Origin of the sequence: Gordonia namibiensis NBRC 108229, assembly GCF_000298235.1 — a bacterium.
GTDB lineage: Bacteria > Actinomycetota > Actinomycetes > Mycobacteriales > Mycobacteriaceae > Gordonia > Gordonia namibiensis.
In genome coordinates this window covers 111,945-126,243 of the sequence record NZ_BAHE01000011.1, presented here as the reverse complement: position 1 = coordinate 126,243, position 14,299 = coordinate 111,945, and the positions used below count along the sequence as shown (strand labels likewise).

Genomic DNA, 14,299 nt, shown 5'->3' with positions numbered 1-14,299 from the left:
CCAGAGGAGAAGCACGTGGACACACGGCTCGACGGCAAGGTCGCCCTGATCACCGGCGCGGCGCGCGGGCAAGGACGCAGCCACGCCGCCCGGCTCGCCGAGCAGGGCGCCGATGTCATCGCGATCGACATCTGCGACCAGATCCCGACGGTGAACTACGGGATGAGCACACCGGACGATCTGGCGCAGACCGCGAAGATCGTCGACTCCTTCGATCGCCGCGTCATCACCAAGATCGCCGACGTGCGCAGCAGGGATGCGCTCAAGGCTGCCATCGACGACGCGGTGGCCGAGTTCGGGCGTCTCGACATCGTGGTCGCCAACGCCGGGGTCAGTCCGCTCGGTCCCGACAGTCCATCCGTGACATGGCTCAACACGGTCGCGGTGAACCTCGGCGGAGTCATCAACACCCTCGAACTGACTGTGCCCCACCTGGAGTCGGGCGCGTCGATCATCTGCATCGGATCGATGGCGGCGTTCATGGGTTCATTCGAGTCGAAGGAGGCCGGACCGGGAGCCTCGGGATACAGCCACTCGAAGCGGGCGGTGGCGCGGCTGGTCAACGACCTGGCGCGCAACCTTGCGCCGAAGGGCATCCGGGTGAACGCCATCCACCCCGGCAACGTCGACACCCCGATGGTGCACCACGACGAGATCTACCACCTGTTCCGTCCCGACCTCGAAAAACCGACGTACGACGACGTCAAGGGCGTCTTCGCGGCGCTGCACGGCATGCCGGTCGATCTCATCCCGCCGGAGGACATCAGCGAGGCGGTCGTGTATCTGGCGTCCGACGCCTCCCGCTACATGACCGGACAGCAGCTGCGCCTGGAGGCGGGTGCACTGCTGAACTCGGTCCCGCCCGGCGTGCCCGACTGACGGCACCCGGAAAACGCCCGGGCCGTCAGGAGTTCGGGTCGGTACGCAGGCCGGGCAGGACGAAACGGTCGAGGTGACGCCGGACTTGTTCGGCATCGTCGATGTCTACGGTCTCACCCGGCGATGTACCGAGGCTGATCAGCACGCGCGCAACCCATTCGGCGACCTCGTGCAGATCGTGTCCGGCGTGGATCTCCCCGCGCCGCGCGGCTGCCTCGACGTACGGGAACCAGAAGCCGGCGAGGTCGGGGACCAGTTTCACGACGCCGACGCCCGCGCATTCGGCGAACTCCGTCGGCTCGTCGCTGCGCAGTCGCATGAGAAGGGTTCCGGGGTCGTCGTAGGCGCCGCGCCCGATCCGTACGCCGGCGGTCAGCTGTCCGGCGAGATCGCCGATGCCGTCGAGCGTCGCGCGTGCGTCGCGCCAGAACGATTCCGTCAGCCGCACGATGGTCGCACCGATCATCGACGGTTTGTCGGGGTAGTGCCGGTACAACCAAGCCCGGGAGACGCCGGCGGACTCGGCGACCTGTTGCATCGTCGTAGCCCGAATGCCTTTCTCGGCCAGCAACTTCTCGGTGGCGTCGAGCAACCGGTCGTGAACCGACGGGTTGGTTGTCTCGGTCACGGGGTCTCCTGCGTCGCTCGTCGCCTGGGTGTGTTCTGTCGTCAGCGCTCCGCCGAAGACTAACAAGCCCGTAGACAGTTCGCGGAATCTGTGTACACGGCCGCGGTCGTGGGTGTAGACACAAACCAGATTGTGTCTACAGATCATGTTTGTCCAGAGGGGGCAGTGTGCCGTTACCAACCACCGCGATCATCGGAGCCGGGATCAGTGGCCTGACCGCGGGCAAGATGCTCACCGATTACGGCGTCCCGTACACCTGCTTCGAGAGCTCCGACCGCATCGGCGGCAACTGGGCTTTCGGTAACCCGAACGGCCACAGCAGCGCGTACCGGTCGCTGCACATCGACACCTCCAAGCATCAGTTGTCCTTCCGGGATTTCCCGATGCCCGACGAGTACCCCGACTTCCCGCACCACACACAGATCAAGGCCTATCTCGACTCCTACGCGGAGGCCTTCGACCTCACGAGGTCGATCGAGTTCACCAACGGCATCGAGCACGCCCGTCGACTCGACGGCGGGGGCTGGGAGTTGGAGACCCAGCGCGGTGAACGACGCCGCTTCGACCTCCTCATCGTCGCCAACGGGCATCACTGGGACCCGCGGTTCCCGAACTTCCCGGGCAAGTTCGACGGCATCGAGATGCACGCCCATCACTACATCGATCCGCGGACGCCGCATGACTTCATGGGCAAGCGCATCCTGGTCGTCGGCCTGGGGAACAGCGCAGCCGACATCGCGGTCGAGTTGTCGTCGAAGGCTCTCGACAACAAGTTGACGCTGTCGACCCGCTCGGGTGCCTGGATCGTGCCGAAGTACTTCGGCGGCAAGCCCGCCGACAAGTACTACAGGACCTCACCGCACATCCCGATGGCCTGGCAACGCAAGTTCGTGCAGATCATGCAGCCGGTGACCGCCGGCCGTCCCGAGGACTACGGCCTGCCGACGCCGAATCACAAGTTCTTCGAGGCCCATCCGACGCAGTCGGTGGAGCTGCCGCTACGACTCGGATCCGGCGACGTCATCGCCAAACCGAACGTCAGTCGCCTCGACGGGTCGACGGTCCATTTCGACGACGGCACGTCCGACGACTTCGACATCATCATCTACGCAACGGGATACAACATCACCTTCCCGTTCTTCGACCCCGACTTCATCTCCGCCCCCGACAACCGCATCGACCTCTACAAGCGGATGTTCTACCCGGGTATCGACGATCTCGTCTTCGCCGGCTTCGCCCAGGCGGTCCCGACGCTCTTCCCGTTCGTCGAATGCCAGTCGCGCCTGATCGGCGCGTACGCGACCGGCCACTATCGGCCGCCATCAGTGGCGGAGATGCGGGCCACGATCGCGGCCGACACCGAGTTCTTCACCGGTCACATGGTTCAGAGCGCCCGGCACACTCAGCAACTCGACCACTATCTGTACGAACACAACATGCGTACCAAGGAGATTCCCGACGGTCGACGCCGCGCGCAGGAGGAGGGGCCGATGACCTGGGCCGGTGTCGCGGAGTCCGTGTTCGTCGGCACCATCTCGGGAGCGGAGGCCACCGCATGACCACACCGTCCGGAGCCCAGACCGTTCGTTTCCCGTCGTCCGGCATCGATTGCGACGCATGGTTCTTCGTCGGATCGTCGGACTCGCCCTTCGAGGTCGACGGCAAACGCCCCGTCGTCGTGATGGCGCATGGTTTCGCGGGCACCAAGGATTCGGGTCTTGCGCCGTTCGCGCAGCGCTTCGCGGAGGCCGGGCTGGCGGTCTTCGCCTTCGACTACCGCGGCTTCGGGTTGTCGGGAGGGCAGCCGCGACAGCAGATCTCGCTCGAACGCCAGGCAGATGACTACCGCGCGGCGATCGTCGCGGCGAAGAAGCAGGCCGGCGTCGACCCGGATCGGGTCATCCTCTGGGGCGTCTCGCAGTCGGGCGGTCACGCCCTGACGGTCTCCAGCGGCCGCACCGACATCGCCGCGGTGATCTCGGTGATCCCACTGGTGAACGGCCTCGCCGCCGGTCGCGTGGCCTACGAGCAGGTCGGGGGAGCGGCCATCGCGCGCTCGACGGCATCGGCGGTGGCGAGCGCGGTCTCCTCGAAGCTGGGTCGCGGCCCGAAGATGATGCGGGTCGTCGGAAAGCCGGGCGATCGCGATGCGGCACTGACCGCACCGGGATTCCTGGAGAGCTACCTCGCGATCGCCGGGCCGTCGTGGCGCAACGAGGTCGACGCGTCCGTCGGCCTGGAGATCGGCGGATTCCGCGCGGACAAGCACGTCGGCGACATCGACGCCCCTGTTCTTGTCCAGATCGCCGATCACGACTCCGCCGCACCACCACATGCGGCGGCCAAGACGGCGTTCAAGGCACGTGCCGAGGTCCGGCACTACCCGTGCGATCACTTCGACGTCTTCGAGGGCAACGACTGGTTCGAACCGTGTGTCGGGCACGCGATCTCGTTCCTCACCCGCCACCTCGCCGACCAGACGGTGAGCGCCCGGTGAAGCGCGCCGTCGTCATCGGCGGGGCGTCGGGCATCGGGCTCGCGACGGTCGACGCCCTGACGGCCGAGGGGGTGGAGGTCGTCGTCGCCGACATCGATGCCGAGCGTGCGGAGACGATCGCCGCCGAGCGAGGCGACACCGTCCGCGCACTGCATCTCGACGTCACCGACGAGAACTCGGTGGTCGCGGCGTTCGATGCGATCGGGGAGTTCGACACGGTGGTGAACTGTGCGGGGCTGTCCGATCCCGGTGCGCTCACCGAACTCGAGCTCAGCGCCTGGCAACACACCGTGGATGTCTGCCTGACGGGCACGTTCCTGGTGATCAAGCACGCCGGTCGTCGGATCGCCGACGGCGGCTCGATCACCTGCATCGCCTCGCTCAACGGGCGTCAGCCGGGTGCCGGGATGGGTTCGTACTGCGCGTCGAAGGCGGGAGTTCTGATGCTCGTCGAGGTCGCGGCTCTCGAGTTGGCGGACCGTCGAATCCGGGTCAACGCCGTGTCGCCCGGACTGGTGCAGACGCCGTTGACCGAGGGCATCGGATTCGTGCCGGGTCTCACCGAGGAGTACATCGAGAACACCCCGCTCGGACGCAGCGGCGAACCGGCCGAGATCGCCGACACCATCGTCTTTCTCGCCTCCGACAAGGCCCGGTGGATCACCGGCGCGGCCTTCGACGTGAACGGCGGGGCGCACCTCAAGCGGTACCCCGACGTACTCGGAAAGGCGCGCGCGATGCTGGGCTCTCCGCTCCCTGAGTAGAGCTTGCGACGAGGCGTATCGAGTCAGCCTCCACCCACCCACCTGCTCCCGCTCAGAAGGGAGGTGGGTTGGCAATGTCCCACTCGTCGAGTTTTCGACGATGAGTTGTGGTGCGGGCGGCCCGATCGTCGGCGATCCGTTGCCGGGCGGGGTGATCGGGTGGCTTTCGCGGTGTCAGGGCGCCGAAGAGGTCCCGTCCGGTGAACGAGTTGCCCTGGTAGACGTGGCCGGTGGGCGATTCGAACCAGATCGACATGTACTCGTCCTGAGAGTCCTGCCACGCCCCGAAGGTTTTGATGCGGTGGTGGAACCGACACAACGGTTTCAGGTTGCGCTCGCTGGTTTTCCCGCCGTGGTCGGGGTTGGTGTGATCGAACGGGTGGGTGTGGTCGAGGTCGGAGATCCAGACGGGCTGGTTGCAGCCGGGGAAGGTACAGCACAGTTCGCCGGCCCGCACGAGTGACTGGAGTTTGCGGCTGGGTACATACCGGCTCGCGGCTGCGGCTGCTTGGGCGTCGGCGTCGCTTGGTCCGTTGCCGACCCCGGCGGTGACGACATCACAGATGGCATCGGCGAGCAGGCTGCGCATGGTGTCGGCGTCGATGAGGCCGTGGCCGTCGAGCATGCCGGGGTCGTTGTCGAGGCCGACGAGCGTCGAGAGGTTGCCGATGATGTGAAAGGTCGGCCGGGGGCCGTGGCCCGCGCACGAGCAGGACGGTGAGGTGTCGGCGGGTTCATCTGCCGGAGCCTCGGTTTCAACGGGTTGGGTGGGCTCGAGCGTGTCGAGGTCTTGCTCGGCGGGTTCGGGTGCGCAGTCGGGGCAGTGACAGTCGAGTGCCCGCCGGCCGTGGGCGAGAGCGAGGAGGGCGTCGGCCCGGCGCTGAGACATGGTGCGCCCATCACTCGGGTGGACGGTGGTGGCGATGGCGGTCAGCTGGGCATTGAGGGCGGCGGCGTCGGTGTGGGGCAGGTTGCCGGTGATGCGGGAGCGGCCGGGCTGGAACCGGTCGGTCGGATCGTCACTTCGCGGTCGCGGGTGGCGTGGTCGTTGCGTCGGCGGACCGCATCGGGTGCGTGTTTGTGCACGATCTGGTCGACGAGTGCGGTGAATCGTGTGGTGGACATGGGGTCGCGTGCCAGGATCGCTTCGGCCAGGTGCGCATCGACGATCGGCATGGTGGCGTCGTCGACGAAGTCGGTGCGTGTGAGGGCGATGGTGAATCGGCGCAAGTCGATTCGTGCGCAGGCGAGCGCGGTGCCGGTGAGTGGGAGTCGGTACCGCATGGCGTCGCCGGTGCGGATGAGGTCGCGGGCTTCGGCGGCGGTTAGGTTCAGTGCGGCACCGAGTTCGGCGGTGGCTTGTTCGAATCCGTTTGGTCCGTACTCGGCGTAGGGGTCCACACCTGCGGCTGCGTTTGCGGTCTTGTTGAGTAGTTCGTCGACCGATTGTGCTTGTCCGGTGTGGAGCCCGCTGCGATGCAGGAGGTATTCCTCTTCGCGTTGTTCGTGCAGCAGGCTGGCGGCCATCAGGGTGCGGCAGGTGTTGACCGCGTTCATCGTGGCCGAGTACGCGGCGGTGCTGACGAGTGCTTCGGCCGACAGTCCGGCCAAGGGTTCGAGCACGTCGAAACCCTCGCCGGGGAGGTCCCCGGTGGGGGTGGTGTCGCCGAACTCGAAGGCCATGACAACACCATACGATCGGTCACCGACAATTCTGTTCGGTGCCGAGCGGGTTGTCAGACGGTGTGGCAACGACTTTCGGTAGTAGGGCCTCCGGTCAGGCCTTCAGCGGCGCCCCGACCTCACCCGAGTCGCGGCGCAGCACGCGTAGTGAGCCCTCGGCCCGGACCTCGGTGAACTGGCCGGTTGCCAGTGCCTGCCAATAGATCTCGTAGGGCGGGCGTCCGCCGTCGGCGGGGTCGGGGAAGACGTCGTGGATCAGCAGGGCGCCGCCGATGCGGACCCACGGCGCCCAGCCGTCGAGATCGTTCTGGGCGGCTTCCATGCTGTGGCCGCCGTCGATGAAGACGAAGTCGGCGGGCTTGCCCCAGATCCGGGCGGCGACGGTCGACGGCGCGAGGAGTCCGACGACGGTCTTCTCCAGGCCGGCGTCGAACATGGTGCGGCGGAATCGAGCCGAGGTGTCGAGTGTGCCGGTGTGCGGGTCGACCAGCGACTCGTCGTGGTACTCCCAGCCCGGCTGATGCTCTTCGGAACCGCGGTGATGGTCGACCGTGACGATGACGGCGTCGTTGGCCTCGGCGGCCGAACCCAGGAAGACCGTGGACTTTCCGCAGTAGGTGCCGATCTCCACGCCGACCTTCGTCGAATCCGGTTGGGACAGATACTCTCCGGCGATCTCGAACAGCGTCTGTGCCTCGTCGAGCGGCATGAAGCCGGGTGCTTCGTCGGCGACTTTGCGGCGTTCGGGGGACGGTGCGTTCGGCGACGGCGCCGTGGACTGTGACATGGCACAGATCCTATCGGGTGTGTGAGCGGCGCCGCGTAGGGTGACCGGTATGAAAGCTCAGGTACTCAGTGCAGAGACAGGCCCTTCCGGACTCGAATTGACCGAGGTCCCCGATCCCACTCCCGCCGACGGTCAGGTCGTCGTCGACGTCAAGTCCTGCGGTGTGTGTTTTCCGGACCTCCTGATGAGCCAGGGGAAGTACCAGCTCCGCGTGCCCACCCCGTTCACCCCGGGTACCGAGGTCGCCGGTGTGGTGCGGTCGGCGCCCGAGGGTTCGTCGGTGAAGGTGGGGGACAAGGTCCTCGTCGCATCGATCGTCGGCGGTTTCGCCGAACAGGTCGCCGCCGCACCGGAGCAGCTGCTGCCGCTGCCCGAGGGACTCAGCTTCGAGCAGGGTTCGGCGATGGGCATCAACTACCAGACCGCCCTGTTCGCGCTGAAGACCCGCGCGCACACCCAGCCCGGCGAGGTCGTCGGTGTTCTGGGCGCGGCCGGCGGCGTCGGCACCGCCTCGATCATGGTCGCGAAGGCCATGGGCGCCAAGGTCGTCGCCATCGTCCATCGCAAGGGGGCCGAGGAGTTGCTGCGCAGCGCGGGCGCCGACGAGATCGTGCAGCTCGAAGAGGGCTGGGGCGACAAGCTCCGGGAGGTCGCGCCCAAGGGCGTCGACGTCATGATCGACCCGTCCGGCGGCGAGGTCTTCGACGAGGCGCTGCGCCAAGTCGCGCCGGACGGCCGTTACGTCGTGATCGGCTTCGCCGCGGGAGGCATCCCGACGGTCAAGCTTAACCGCGTCCTCTTCCGCAACATCGCCGTCGTCGGTGCTGCGTGGGGCGAATACGTGCGCACCCACCCGGAGCTCCCGGCGATCCTGCACGAGGAGCTGGCCCAGATGATCGCCGACGGTATGACCCCGCAGGTCAACGTCACCTACTCGCTGGATCAGCTGCCCGAGGCGTTGACCGATCTCGCCGAAGGGCGGATCCTGGGTAAGGCGGTCGTCAAGATCGGCGACTGAGGGCATCGGCTCGGCCGGCGACGACCGCAGGAGAAACCACCTGCGAAGGGAACCGCCATGTGCCGCAACATCACCGAACTCCGCGGACTGGAACCGCCCGCCACGGCCGACGAGGTCGAGGCGGCCGCACGGCAATACGTCCGCAAGGTGAGCGGCGTGCGGCACCCCTCGCCGGCCAACGCCGAGGCCTTCGAGGCCGCGGTCACCGCCGTCACCGCGGCCACCCGCACCCTGCTCGACGCCCTGCCCGAACGGCGTCAGCCGCCGAAGACGGTGCCCCCGCTCCGACGCCCCGAGGTCCAGGCGCGGATCGCCGCGCGGGGCTAGCAGTCAGATGTCGCGATTCGTATCGGGCACCGATACGAATCGCGACACCTGCGAATCGGGGTAGGGCACGCAGATCCGTGCCGCGGACAATCCGACAACCCGGACAAACCCCAGTTCAGCGCGGTTAGAACCACCGGCGAGCGAAAAATTGGGACCTCGCGTGGCGCCGCGGATAGTCTCGGAGTGGTGTCCAACCACCGATCTCATCGCGCGCGACCCGTACCGCGCGTGGTTCGTCTTCTCGCGCTCGCGCTGACGGCCGCCATCATCGGCCTCCTGTCCATCCTCGGCGGACCTGCGCCCCATGCACAGGCCGCCCCCGACGACAGCTGTGCCCCGGCTGGTCTCGCGTCCGCGTCGGCCGCACCGGTCAACCTGGCGGCTGCAGAGCAGGGCGGGGAGGACAAATACACCACCCCGAACACCACGCCGATCGACCAGCTCGACCTGGATGCTCTCGAGTTGCTCGCGCCGGGCAAGCTGTCCGTCGGCACGCTGTCCGACGCCGGACCCAGCATCTGCGTCAACAGCGCCGGTGTCTTCACCGGCTTCGACAACGAGCTCCTGAAGGCCGTCGCCGCGAAGCTGGGCCTGCAGGTCGAGTTCAACGGCACCGAGTTCGCCGGTCTGCTCTCGCAGGTCGCCAACAACCGGTTCGACGTCGGGTCGTCGTCGATCACCACCACCGACGACCGCCGCAAGACCGTCGACTTCACCAACGGCTACGACTTCGGCTACTTCTCACTCGTCGCACCCACGAACGGTTCCGTCAAGAGCTTCGGTGACCTCTCGGAAGCCACTCGCATCGCCGTCGTGCAGGGCACGGTGCAGGACGACTACGTCATCAACACGCTCGGCCTGGACCCGGTCAAGTTCCCCGACTATGCGACGGCCTACGCCAACCTCAAGAGCGGTCAGGTCGACGCCTGGGTGGCGCCGTCACAGCAGGCCGAGGGAGCGGTCCGCGAGGGCGACAACACTGCGATCGTCGAGAACACCTTCAGCGTCAACAACTTCATCGCGTGGGCGGTCGGCAAGAACAAGCCCAATCTCGTCGAGGCGCTGAACTCCGGACTCGACGCCATCATCGCCGACGGCACCTACGCGAAGCTTTATGAGGACTGGGTTCCGCGAGAACTGCCGGAGGGCTGGAAGCCGGGCAGCAAGGCCGCGCCGACACCCGAACTCTCCGACATCGCCGCCATCGCCGCGGAGAACGCCGAGAAGGCCGGCCCGACCGAGACCACCAAGCCGAAGAGCACGCTCCAGCAGCTCGGCGACACCTTCTTCAACTGGGACCTGTACGGGAAGTCCTTCCCGGAACTGGTCAAGACCGGCCTGGTGAACACGCTGATCCTCTCGGTCGTGTCCGGTGTGCTCGGCACCATCCTGGGCATGATCCTGGCGATCTGCGGCATCTCCCGGTCGCGCTGGTTGCGCTGGCCCGCACGCGTGTACACCGACATCTTCCGCGGTCTGCCGGCCGTGGTCGTCATCCTCATCGTCGGCCTGGGCGTCGGCCCGGTGGTCAAGGGCATCACCGGCAACAACCCGTACTGGCTCGGAGCGGTGGCCCTGGCCCTGCTCGCGGCCGCCTACATCGGCGAGATCTTCCGATCCGGTATCCAGAGCGTCGACGACGGTCAGCTCGAGGCGTCCCGTGCCATAGGCTTCAGCTACCGCCAGTCGATGCGGCTGGTCGTGGTGCCGCAGGGCGTCCGGAGGGTGCTGCCCGCGCTGATGAATCAGTTCATCAGCCTGATCAAGGACAGCTCCCTGGTCTACTTCCTCGGACTGCTGGCCAGCCAGCGTGAGCTCTTCGCCGTCGGCCGAGACCTCAACGCGCAGACCGGAAACCTGTCGCCGCTGGTCGCCGCGGGCATCATGTACCTCATCCTGACCATCCCGCTGACGCACCTGGTCAACTACATCGACCGTCGCCTCCGCACCGGCAGGCCCACCGAGGTCCACGATGACTCGTTGCCCGCCACCGCCGTCGAGAAGGGATAGGCCATGACTGCCACCACCACACGAAAAGCGGTGTCACTGACCGGCACCGACCTACACCTGTCCTTCGGCGAGCATCATGTGCTGCGCGGCGTCGACATCCAGGTCGACGCCGGGACGACGACCACCGTCATCGGGCCGTCGGGGTCGGGCAAGTCGACGCTCCTGCGCGTGCTCAACCGCCTGCACGAGCCCGACAAGGGTGACATCCTGCTCGACGGCCGGTCCGTCCTGAAGGACAACCCGGATGAACTGCGCCGCCGAATCGGCATGGTGTTCCAGCACTTCAACCTGTTCCCTCACAAGACGGTTGTCGAGAACGTCGCCCTGGGACCCCGGAAACTCAAGGGGCTCAGCAAGGAGGAGGCCCGCGAGGTCGCGCTCAAGCAGCTCGAGATCGTCGGCCTGACCCAGAAGGCCGACGTGCGGCCGGCGCGTCTGTCGGGCGGTCAGCAGCAGCGCGTCGCCATCGCCCGGGCGCTCGCGATGACGCCGGAGGTCATGTTCTTCGACGAGGCGACCTCGGCCCTCGATCCCGAGCTCGTCAAGGGCGTGCTGGCGCTGATGGCCGACCTCGCGTCCGAGGGGATGACCATGGTCGTGGTCACCCACGAAATGGGCTTCGCCCGCAACGTGAGTGACAACGTGTTGTTCATGGACCACGGCGCCGTGGTGGAGACCGGTGATCCCGGGCAGCTCTTCGACGACGCGAAGTCGGACCGCCTGCGCACCTTCCTGTCTCAGGTGCTCTGAGACCTCACATCCACTGGACGAGTTCGTCGGACCGTTCCGGGTGTCGTTCCCGGAACCGTTCGACGACCTCGCTGATGTGATCGTGCATCAGTGTCTCGGCCTTCCGTGGGCGGCCCGCGATGATCGCCCTGGCGATGTCGGCGTGGTCGTGTCGCACCGCGTCGTCCCCGGCTGCGGTGTCGCGGCCGGCTGCGAGGACATGTTCGACGACGATGTGGTTGATGGCCTGGGTCAGCAGGGTCAGAACACGGTTGCCGCTGAGTTCGGCGATGACCGCGTGGAAGTTGGTGAGGTCGCCGAGGATCTCGCTGTCGCGGAGCGCTTCGACGTCGTGATCGAGGAACCGCGCGAAGGCGGCCTCCTTCATCTTGCGGTCCTCGTTCCGGGCGACTTTCGCCGCCAGCTGCGGTTCGAGGAGTCTCCAGGTGTCGAAGACCTCGTCGTACGTCGCACCGGCGAGGTGGAAGTAGAGCGTCGCGGTCCGTGCGAGGTACGACGCGTTGAGCGCGCTCACGAACGGGCCGCCGCCGGGGCCGCGCTTCAGTGTGATCAGGCCCTGGACCTCGAGGATGCGCAGGGCCTCGCGCAGGCTCTCCCGGCTGACCGAGTAGTTGGCGAGCATGTCGCTCTCGGCGGGGAGGCGGTCGCCGCGTCGTAGGCCGAGGCTGACGATGTCGGAGACGATGGCCGCAGCGGTGGTCTCCGAGGCCTTCGGGGCACGGGTGGTCTCGCCGGGTTTCGCCGACGAATGGATGTCGCCCGGCCGGTAGATGATCGGCAGGCCCGCGCGGACGATTTCGCGTGTCATCATCGACCTCTTCAGATTCGGTGAAACTGGCACGGAGCCGCTGGCTGGAATCCGATCGGTTGCACTCTACGTGGTCGCCGGGACGAGACCCGGAAAAATCGTATGAGTGGATGAAACCCCCGCTACGGTTCTAGCACGGGCCCGTCATCCGTGCAGAGGACGTGGGAACCGGCGGGTCATTGCTCCTCGAGGCCGAACAACCGAGCGGCGTTGCGGTAGAACACATTGCGTAGCCAGTCATCGCCCATGCCGAGGCCGGTGATCACCTCGAGCGCATGGGTGTAGCCGTACGGGATGTTGGGGAAGTCGCTGCCGAACAGGATCTTGTCCCCGGCGTCGGCCAGACGTGACCGCAGGTCGTCGGGGAAAGGGGCGTCCTCCTCGGCGAAGTCGGTGAACGCCATCGTCGTGTCGAGGTGGACGTTGGGGTACTCGAGCGCGAAGTCGAGGAACGGTTCGTACTCGGGCATGCCCATGTGGGCGATGATCAGCGGCAGCGACGGGAACCGGTGCAGCAGAGCGCGAATGGGTTCCGGGCCGGTGTGGTGCCCGGGTGCAGGGCCCGAACCGCAGTGGATGATCACCGGTACCTGCGAGTCGGCGATCTGCGACCACACGCCGTCGAGCAGCGAGTCCATCGGGGAGTAGTCGCCGACCTGGATGTGGGACTTGAACACACGCGCGCCGGCCTGGATCGCACGGGAGACGTACGCGGCGGCCGATTCCTCCGGATAGAAGGTCGCGGTGTGCAGACAGTCCTCGTGATGGGCGGCGAAATCATTCGCCCAGCCGTTGAGCCACTCCGCCATGTCGGGCTTGTGGGGGTAGACCAGCGACGAGTAGGCGCGGACCCCGAAATCGCGCAGTGTCGACACCCGGACGTCCTCGTCGGCGCGGTAGGTGATCGGCCACTCGCGTCCGACCAGCGGACCCGCGGAATCGAAGTAGGCCCACACCTTGTCCATCACCGGACGCGGCATGAAATGCGTGTGGACGTCGACGATGCCTGGCAGGTCGAGGTCCTGCCAGACGGCGCGAACGCGATCCGCCTCGTGGGAACTGAACGGCACTGGGGACTCTGGAACGGCACTGTTCACCCGTACGACGGTACGCCCGGCGCCGGACCCGGGACACGGAGGCCGGTCAGCCGACGGCGGGAGCGATCAGCACCTTCCGATGGTCGTTGGGCGCCGACAGTTCGGCGAAGACGCGGTTCACGGCGTCGAGCCCGACGATCTGGCTGACCAGCGTCGACGAGCCGACCGCGCCGCGGTTCAGTTCGGCGGCAGCGCTGCTGAACTCGGCCGTCGTGTAGTACGAGACGAAGTCCATCGACGCCTCTTTGACGATGCCGGCGACGGGCATGAAGTGGTCGTCGCGCAGACACACGCCGGCGACGACGATGCGCCCGTGGGTGCGCACCGCATCGAGCGCCGCGGCGATCATCCCCGGTTTGCCGACACACTCGATCACGACGTCGAAGCCGTCCCGGATCTGCTCGGTCACCGATTCCGGTGTGTGCACCTCGGATGCGCCGACGTCGAGTGCCGCGGCGCGACGACCGGGGGAGGGGTCGGAACAGATCACCTCGCCCGCGACACCGCGCGACACCCAGTGCAGCACAGCCGTTCCCACCGGCCCGGCGCCGAGCACGAGGACGCGGTCGCCGGGTTCGATCCCGGCGCGCGTCACGGCGTGCAGGCCGACCGCGAGGGGCTCGACCAGTGCACCTTCGGCCGGGTCGATGCCGCCGACCCGCACGCTCTCGGCGGCACCGACGACGACATACTCGGCCAGCGCGCCCGGCAACACGCCCAGTCCCAGTGTGCGCGCGGACGGGCACCGGGCGATGTCGCCGGTCAGGCAGGCTCGGCACCGGTGGCAGCCACGGACGGGCATCGACGCGACCTGGTCACCGATGCGGAACCCCGGCGCGACGTCGGGAACATCCGGACCGATCGCGACGACCTCACCGGCGAACTCGTGACCCATCACGGTGCCGGCGGGCAAGAAGGGTGCGGTCGACAGGTCGGAACCGCAGATGCCGTTCGCGGCGACCCGGAGCACGAGCTCTCCCGGGCCGGGCGTCGGATCGGGGAGTTCGACGACCTCGAATCCGTCCGGCGAGGTGACTGCCGCCCTCATGGA

Annotated in this window: 15 protein-coding genes; 8 read left to right on the top strand and 7 right to left on the bottom strand. The window is 67.2% G+C overall.

All coding sequences use genetic code 11. From position 1 onward, the window contains the following. Nucleotides 1-15 precede the first annotated feature (15 nt). Nucleotides 16-879, top strand: a complete 864-nt coding sequence (locus GONAM_RS07515) for a mycofactocin-coupled SDR family oxidoreductase (RefSeq protein WP_006866157.1) — start codon at nt 16-18, stop codon at nt 877-879. A gap of 25 nt (nt 880-904) precedes the next feature. Here GONAM_RS07515 and GONAM_RS07510 read toward each other — a convergent pair whose 3' ends face one another. Then, nucleotides 905-1,507 carry a TetR/AcrR family transcriptional regulator gene (locus GONAM_RS07510; protein ID WP_006866156.1) on the bottom strand — a complete coding sequence of 201 codons (603 nt, stop codon included), beginning with the start codon at nt 1,505-1,507 and terminating at the stop codon, nt 905-907. Nucleotides 1,508-1,674: 167 nt separating this feature from the next. Between GONAM_RS07510 and GONAM_RS07505 the strand changes: the two genes are divergently transcribed. From GONAM_RS07505 to GONAM_RS07495, 3 genes are read left to right on the top strand one after another with little or no spacing between them, the layout of a single operon-like run. Then, complete coding sequence (locus GONAM_RS07505; protein WP_006866155.1) at nt 1,675-3,066, top strand: flavin-containing monooxygenase; 1,392 nt, start codon at nt 1,675-1,677, stop codon at nt 3,064-3,066. Next, nucleotides 3,063-4,004, top strand: coding sequence for an alpha/beta hydrolase (locus tag GONAM_RS07500; RefSeq protein ID WP_006866154.1), 942 nt, complete (start codon nt 3,063-3,065; stop codon nt 4,002-4,004). Before GONAM_RS07505 ends, GONAM_RS07500 begins: the two co-directional genes overlap by 4 nt. After that, the gene (locus tag GONAM_RS07495; protein ID WP_006866153.1) at nt 4,001-4,768 is read left to right on the top strand and encodes an SDR family NAD(P)-dependent oxidoreductase; all 768 of its coding nucleotides are present in this window, start codon (nt 4,001-4,003) and stop codon (nt 4,766-4,768) included. Before GONAM_RS07500 ends, GONAM_RS07495 begins: the two co-directional genes overlap by 4 nt. A gap of 52 nt (nt 4,769-4,820) precedes the next feature. Here GONAM_RS07495 and GONAM_RS23030 read toward each other — a convergent pair whose 3' ends face one another. The 3 genes from GONAM_RS23030 to GONAM_RS07485 form a co-directional block, all read right to left on the bottom strand. Continuing rightward, the gene (locus tag GONAM_RS23030; RefSeq protein ID WP_280985351.1) at nt 4,821-5,738 is read right to left on the bottom strand and encodes an HNH endonuclease signature motif containing protein; all 918 of its coding nucleotides are present in this window, start codon (nt 5,736-5,738) and stop codon (nt 4,821-4,823) included. Further along, entirely contained in the window at nt 5,699-6,451 is a 753-nt protein-coding gene (locus GONAM_RS23025; RefSeq protein ID WP_006866151.1) for a DUF222 domain-containing protein, read from the bottom strand. The genes GONAM_RS23030 and GONAM_RS23025 overlap by 40 nt, the downstream gene beginning before the upstream one ends. 94 nt (nt 6,452-6,545) lie before the next feature. Beyond that, nucleotides 6,546-7,238, bottom strand: coding sequence for a class I SAM-dependent methyltransferase (locus tag GONAM_RS07485; RefSeq protein WP_006866150.1), 693 nt, complete (start codon nt 7,236-7,238; stop codon nt 6,546-6,548). A 49-nt stretch (nt 7,239-7,287) separates the two neighbouring features. Here GONAM_RS07485 and GONAM_RS07480 point away from each other — a divergent pair, with 49 nt between their 5' ends. The 4 genes from GONAM_RS07480 to GONAM_RS07465 all read left to right on the top strand — a co-directional run bounded on the left by GONAM_RS07480 (nt 7,288) and on the right by GONAM_RS07465 (nt 11,343). Then, nucleotides 7,288-8,256 carry an NADPH:quinone oxidoreductase family protein gene (locus GONAM_RS07480; RefSeq protein WP_006866149.1) on the top strand — a complete coding sequence of 323 codons (969 nt, stop codon included), beginning with the start codon at nt 7,288-7,290 and terminating at the stop codon, nt 8,254-8,256. A 57-nt stretch (nt 8,257-8,313) separates the two neighbouring features. Beyond that, complete coding sequence (locus GONAM_RS07475) at nt 8,314-8,583, top strand: DUF2277 domain-containing protein (RefSeq protein WP_005201435.1); 270 nt, start codon at nt 8,314-8,316, stop codon at nt 8,581-8,583. 228 nt (nt 8,584-8,811) lie between these two features. Continuing rightward, complete coding sequence (locus GONAM_RS07470) at nt 8,812-10,593, top strand: ABC transporter substrate-binding protein/permease (protein ID WP_174310864.1); 1,782 nt, start codon at nt 8,812-8,814, stop codon at nt 10,591-10,593. 3 nt (nt 10,594-10,596) lie between these two features. After that, a complete protein-coding gene (locus tag GONAM_RS07465) occupies nt 10,597-11,343 on the top strand; it encodes an amino acid ABC transporter ATP-binding protein (RefSeq protein ID WP_006866147.1) in 747 nt (248 codons plus the stop codon). Nucleotides 11,344-11,347: 4 nt separating this feature from the next. On the opposite strand, the gene GONAM_RS07460 is transcribed toward GONAM_RS07465, so the two are convergent. The 3 genes from GONAM_RS07460 to GONAM_RS07450 all read right to left on the bottom strand — a co-directional run bounded on the left by GONAM_RS07460 (nt 11,348) and on the right by GONAM_RS07450 (nt 14,296). Further along, a complete protein-coding gene (locus GONAM_RS07460; RefSeq protein WP_006866146.1) occupies nt 11,348-12,151 on the bottom strand; it encodes a FadR/GntR family transcriptional regulator in 804 nt (267 codons plus the stop codon). A gap of 176 nt (nt 12,152-12,327) precedes the next feature. Then, nucleotides 12,328-13,248, bottom strand: coding sequence for an amidohydrolase family protein (locus GONAM_RS07455; protein WP_040535697.1), 921 nt, complete (start codon nt 13,246-13,248; stop codon nt 12,328-12,330). 46 nt (nt 13,249-13,294) lie between these two features. Beyond that, nucleotides 13,295-14,296: an alcohol dehydrogenase catalytic domain-containing protein gene (locus GONAM_RS07450; protein ID WP_006866144.1), complete on the bottom strand. Its 1,002-nt coding sequence runs from the start codon at nt 14,294-14,296 to the stop codon at nt 13,295-13,297. Nucleotides 14,297-14,299: the final 3 nt, after the last annotated feature.

What these genes read in the sequence shown, in the direction of transcription:
- GONAM_RS07500 (WP_006866154.1), top strand. Translation starts at nt 3,063, where the DNA reads ATGACCACACCGTCCGGAGCCCAGACCGTTCGTTTCCCGTCGTCCGGC.
- GONAM_RS23025 (WP_006866151.1), bottom strand. Translation starts at nt 6,451, where the DNA reads ATGGCCTTCGAGTTCGGCGACACCACCCCCACCGGGGACCTCCCCGGC.
- GONAM_RS07485 (WP_006866150.1), bottom strand. Translation starts at nt 7,238, where the DNA reads ATGTCACAGTCCACGGCGCCGTCGCCGAACGCACCGTCCCCCGAACGC.
- GONAM_RS07480 (WP_006866149.1), top strand. Translation starts at nt 7,288, where the DNA reads ATGAAAGCTCAGGTACTCAGTGCAGAGACAGGCCCTTCCGGACTCGAA.
- GONAM_RS07475 (WP_005201435.1), top strand. Translation starts at nt 8,314, where the DNA reads ATGTGCCGCAACATCACCGAACTCCGCGGACTGGAACCGCCCGCCACG.
- GONAM_RS07465 (WP_006866147.1), top strand. Translation starts at nt 10,597, where the DNA reads ATGACTGCCACCACCACACGAAAAGCGGTGTCACTGACCGGCACCGAC.
- GONAM_RS07460 (WP_006866146.1), bottom strand. Translation starts at nt 12,151, where the DNA reads ATGACACGCGAAATCGTCCGCGCGGGCCTGCCGATCATCTACCGGCCG.
- GONAM_RS07450 (WP_006866144.1), bottom strand. Translation starts at nt 14,296, where the DNA reads ATGAGGGCGGCAGTCACCTCGCCGGACGGATTCGAGGTCGTCGAACTC.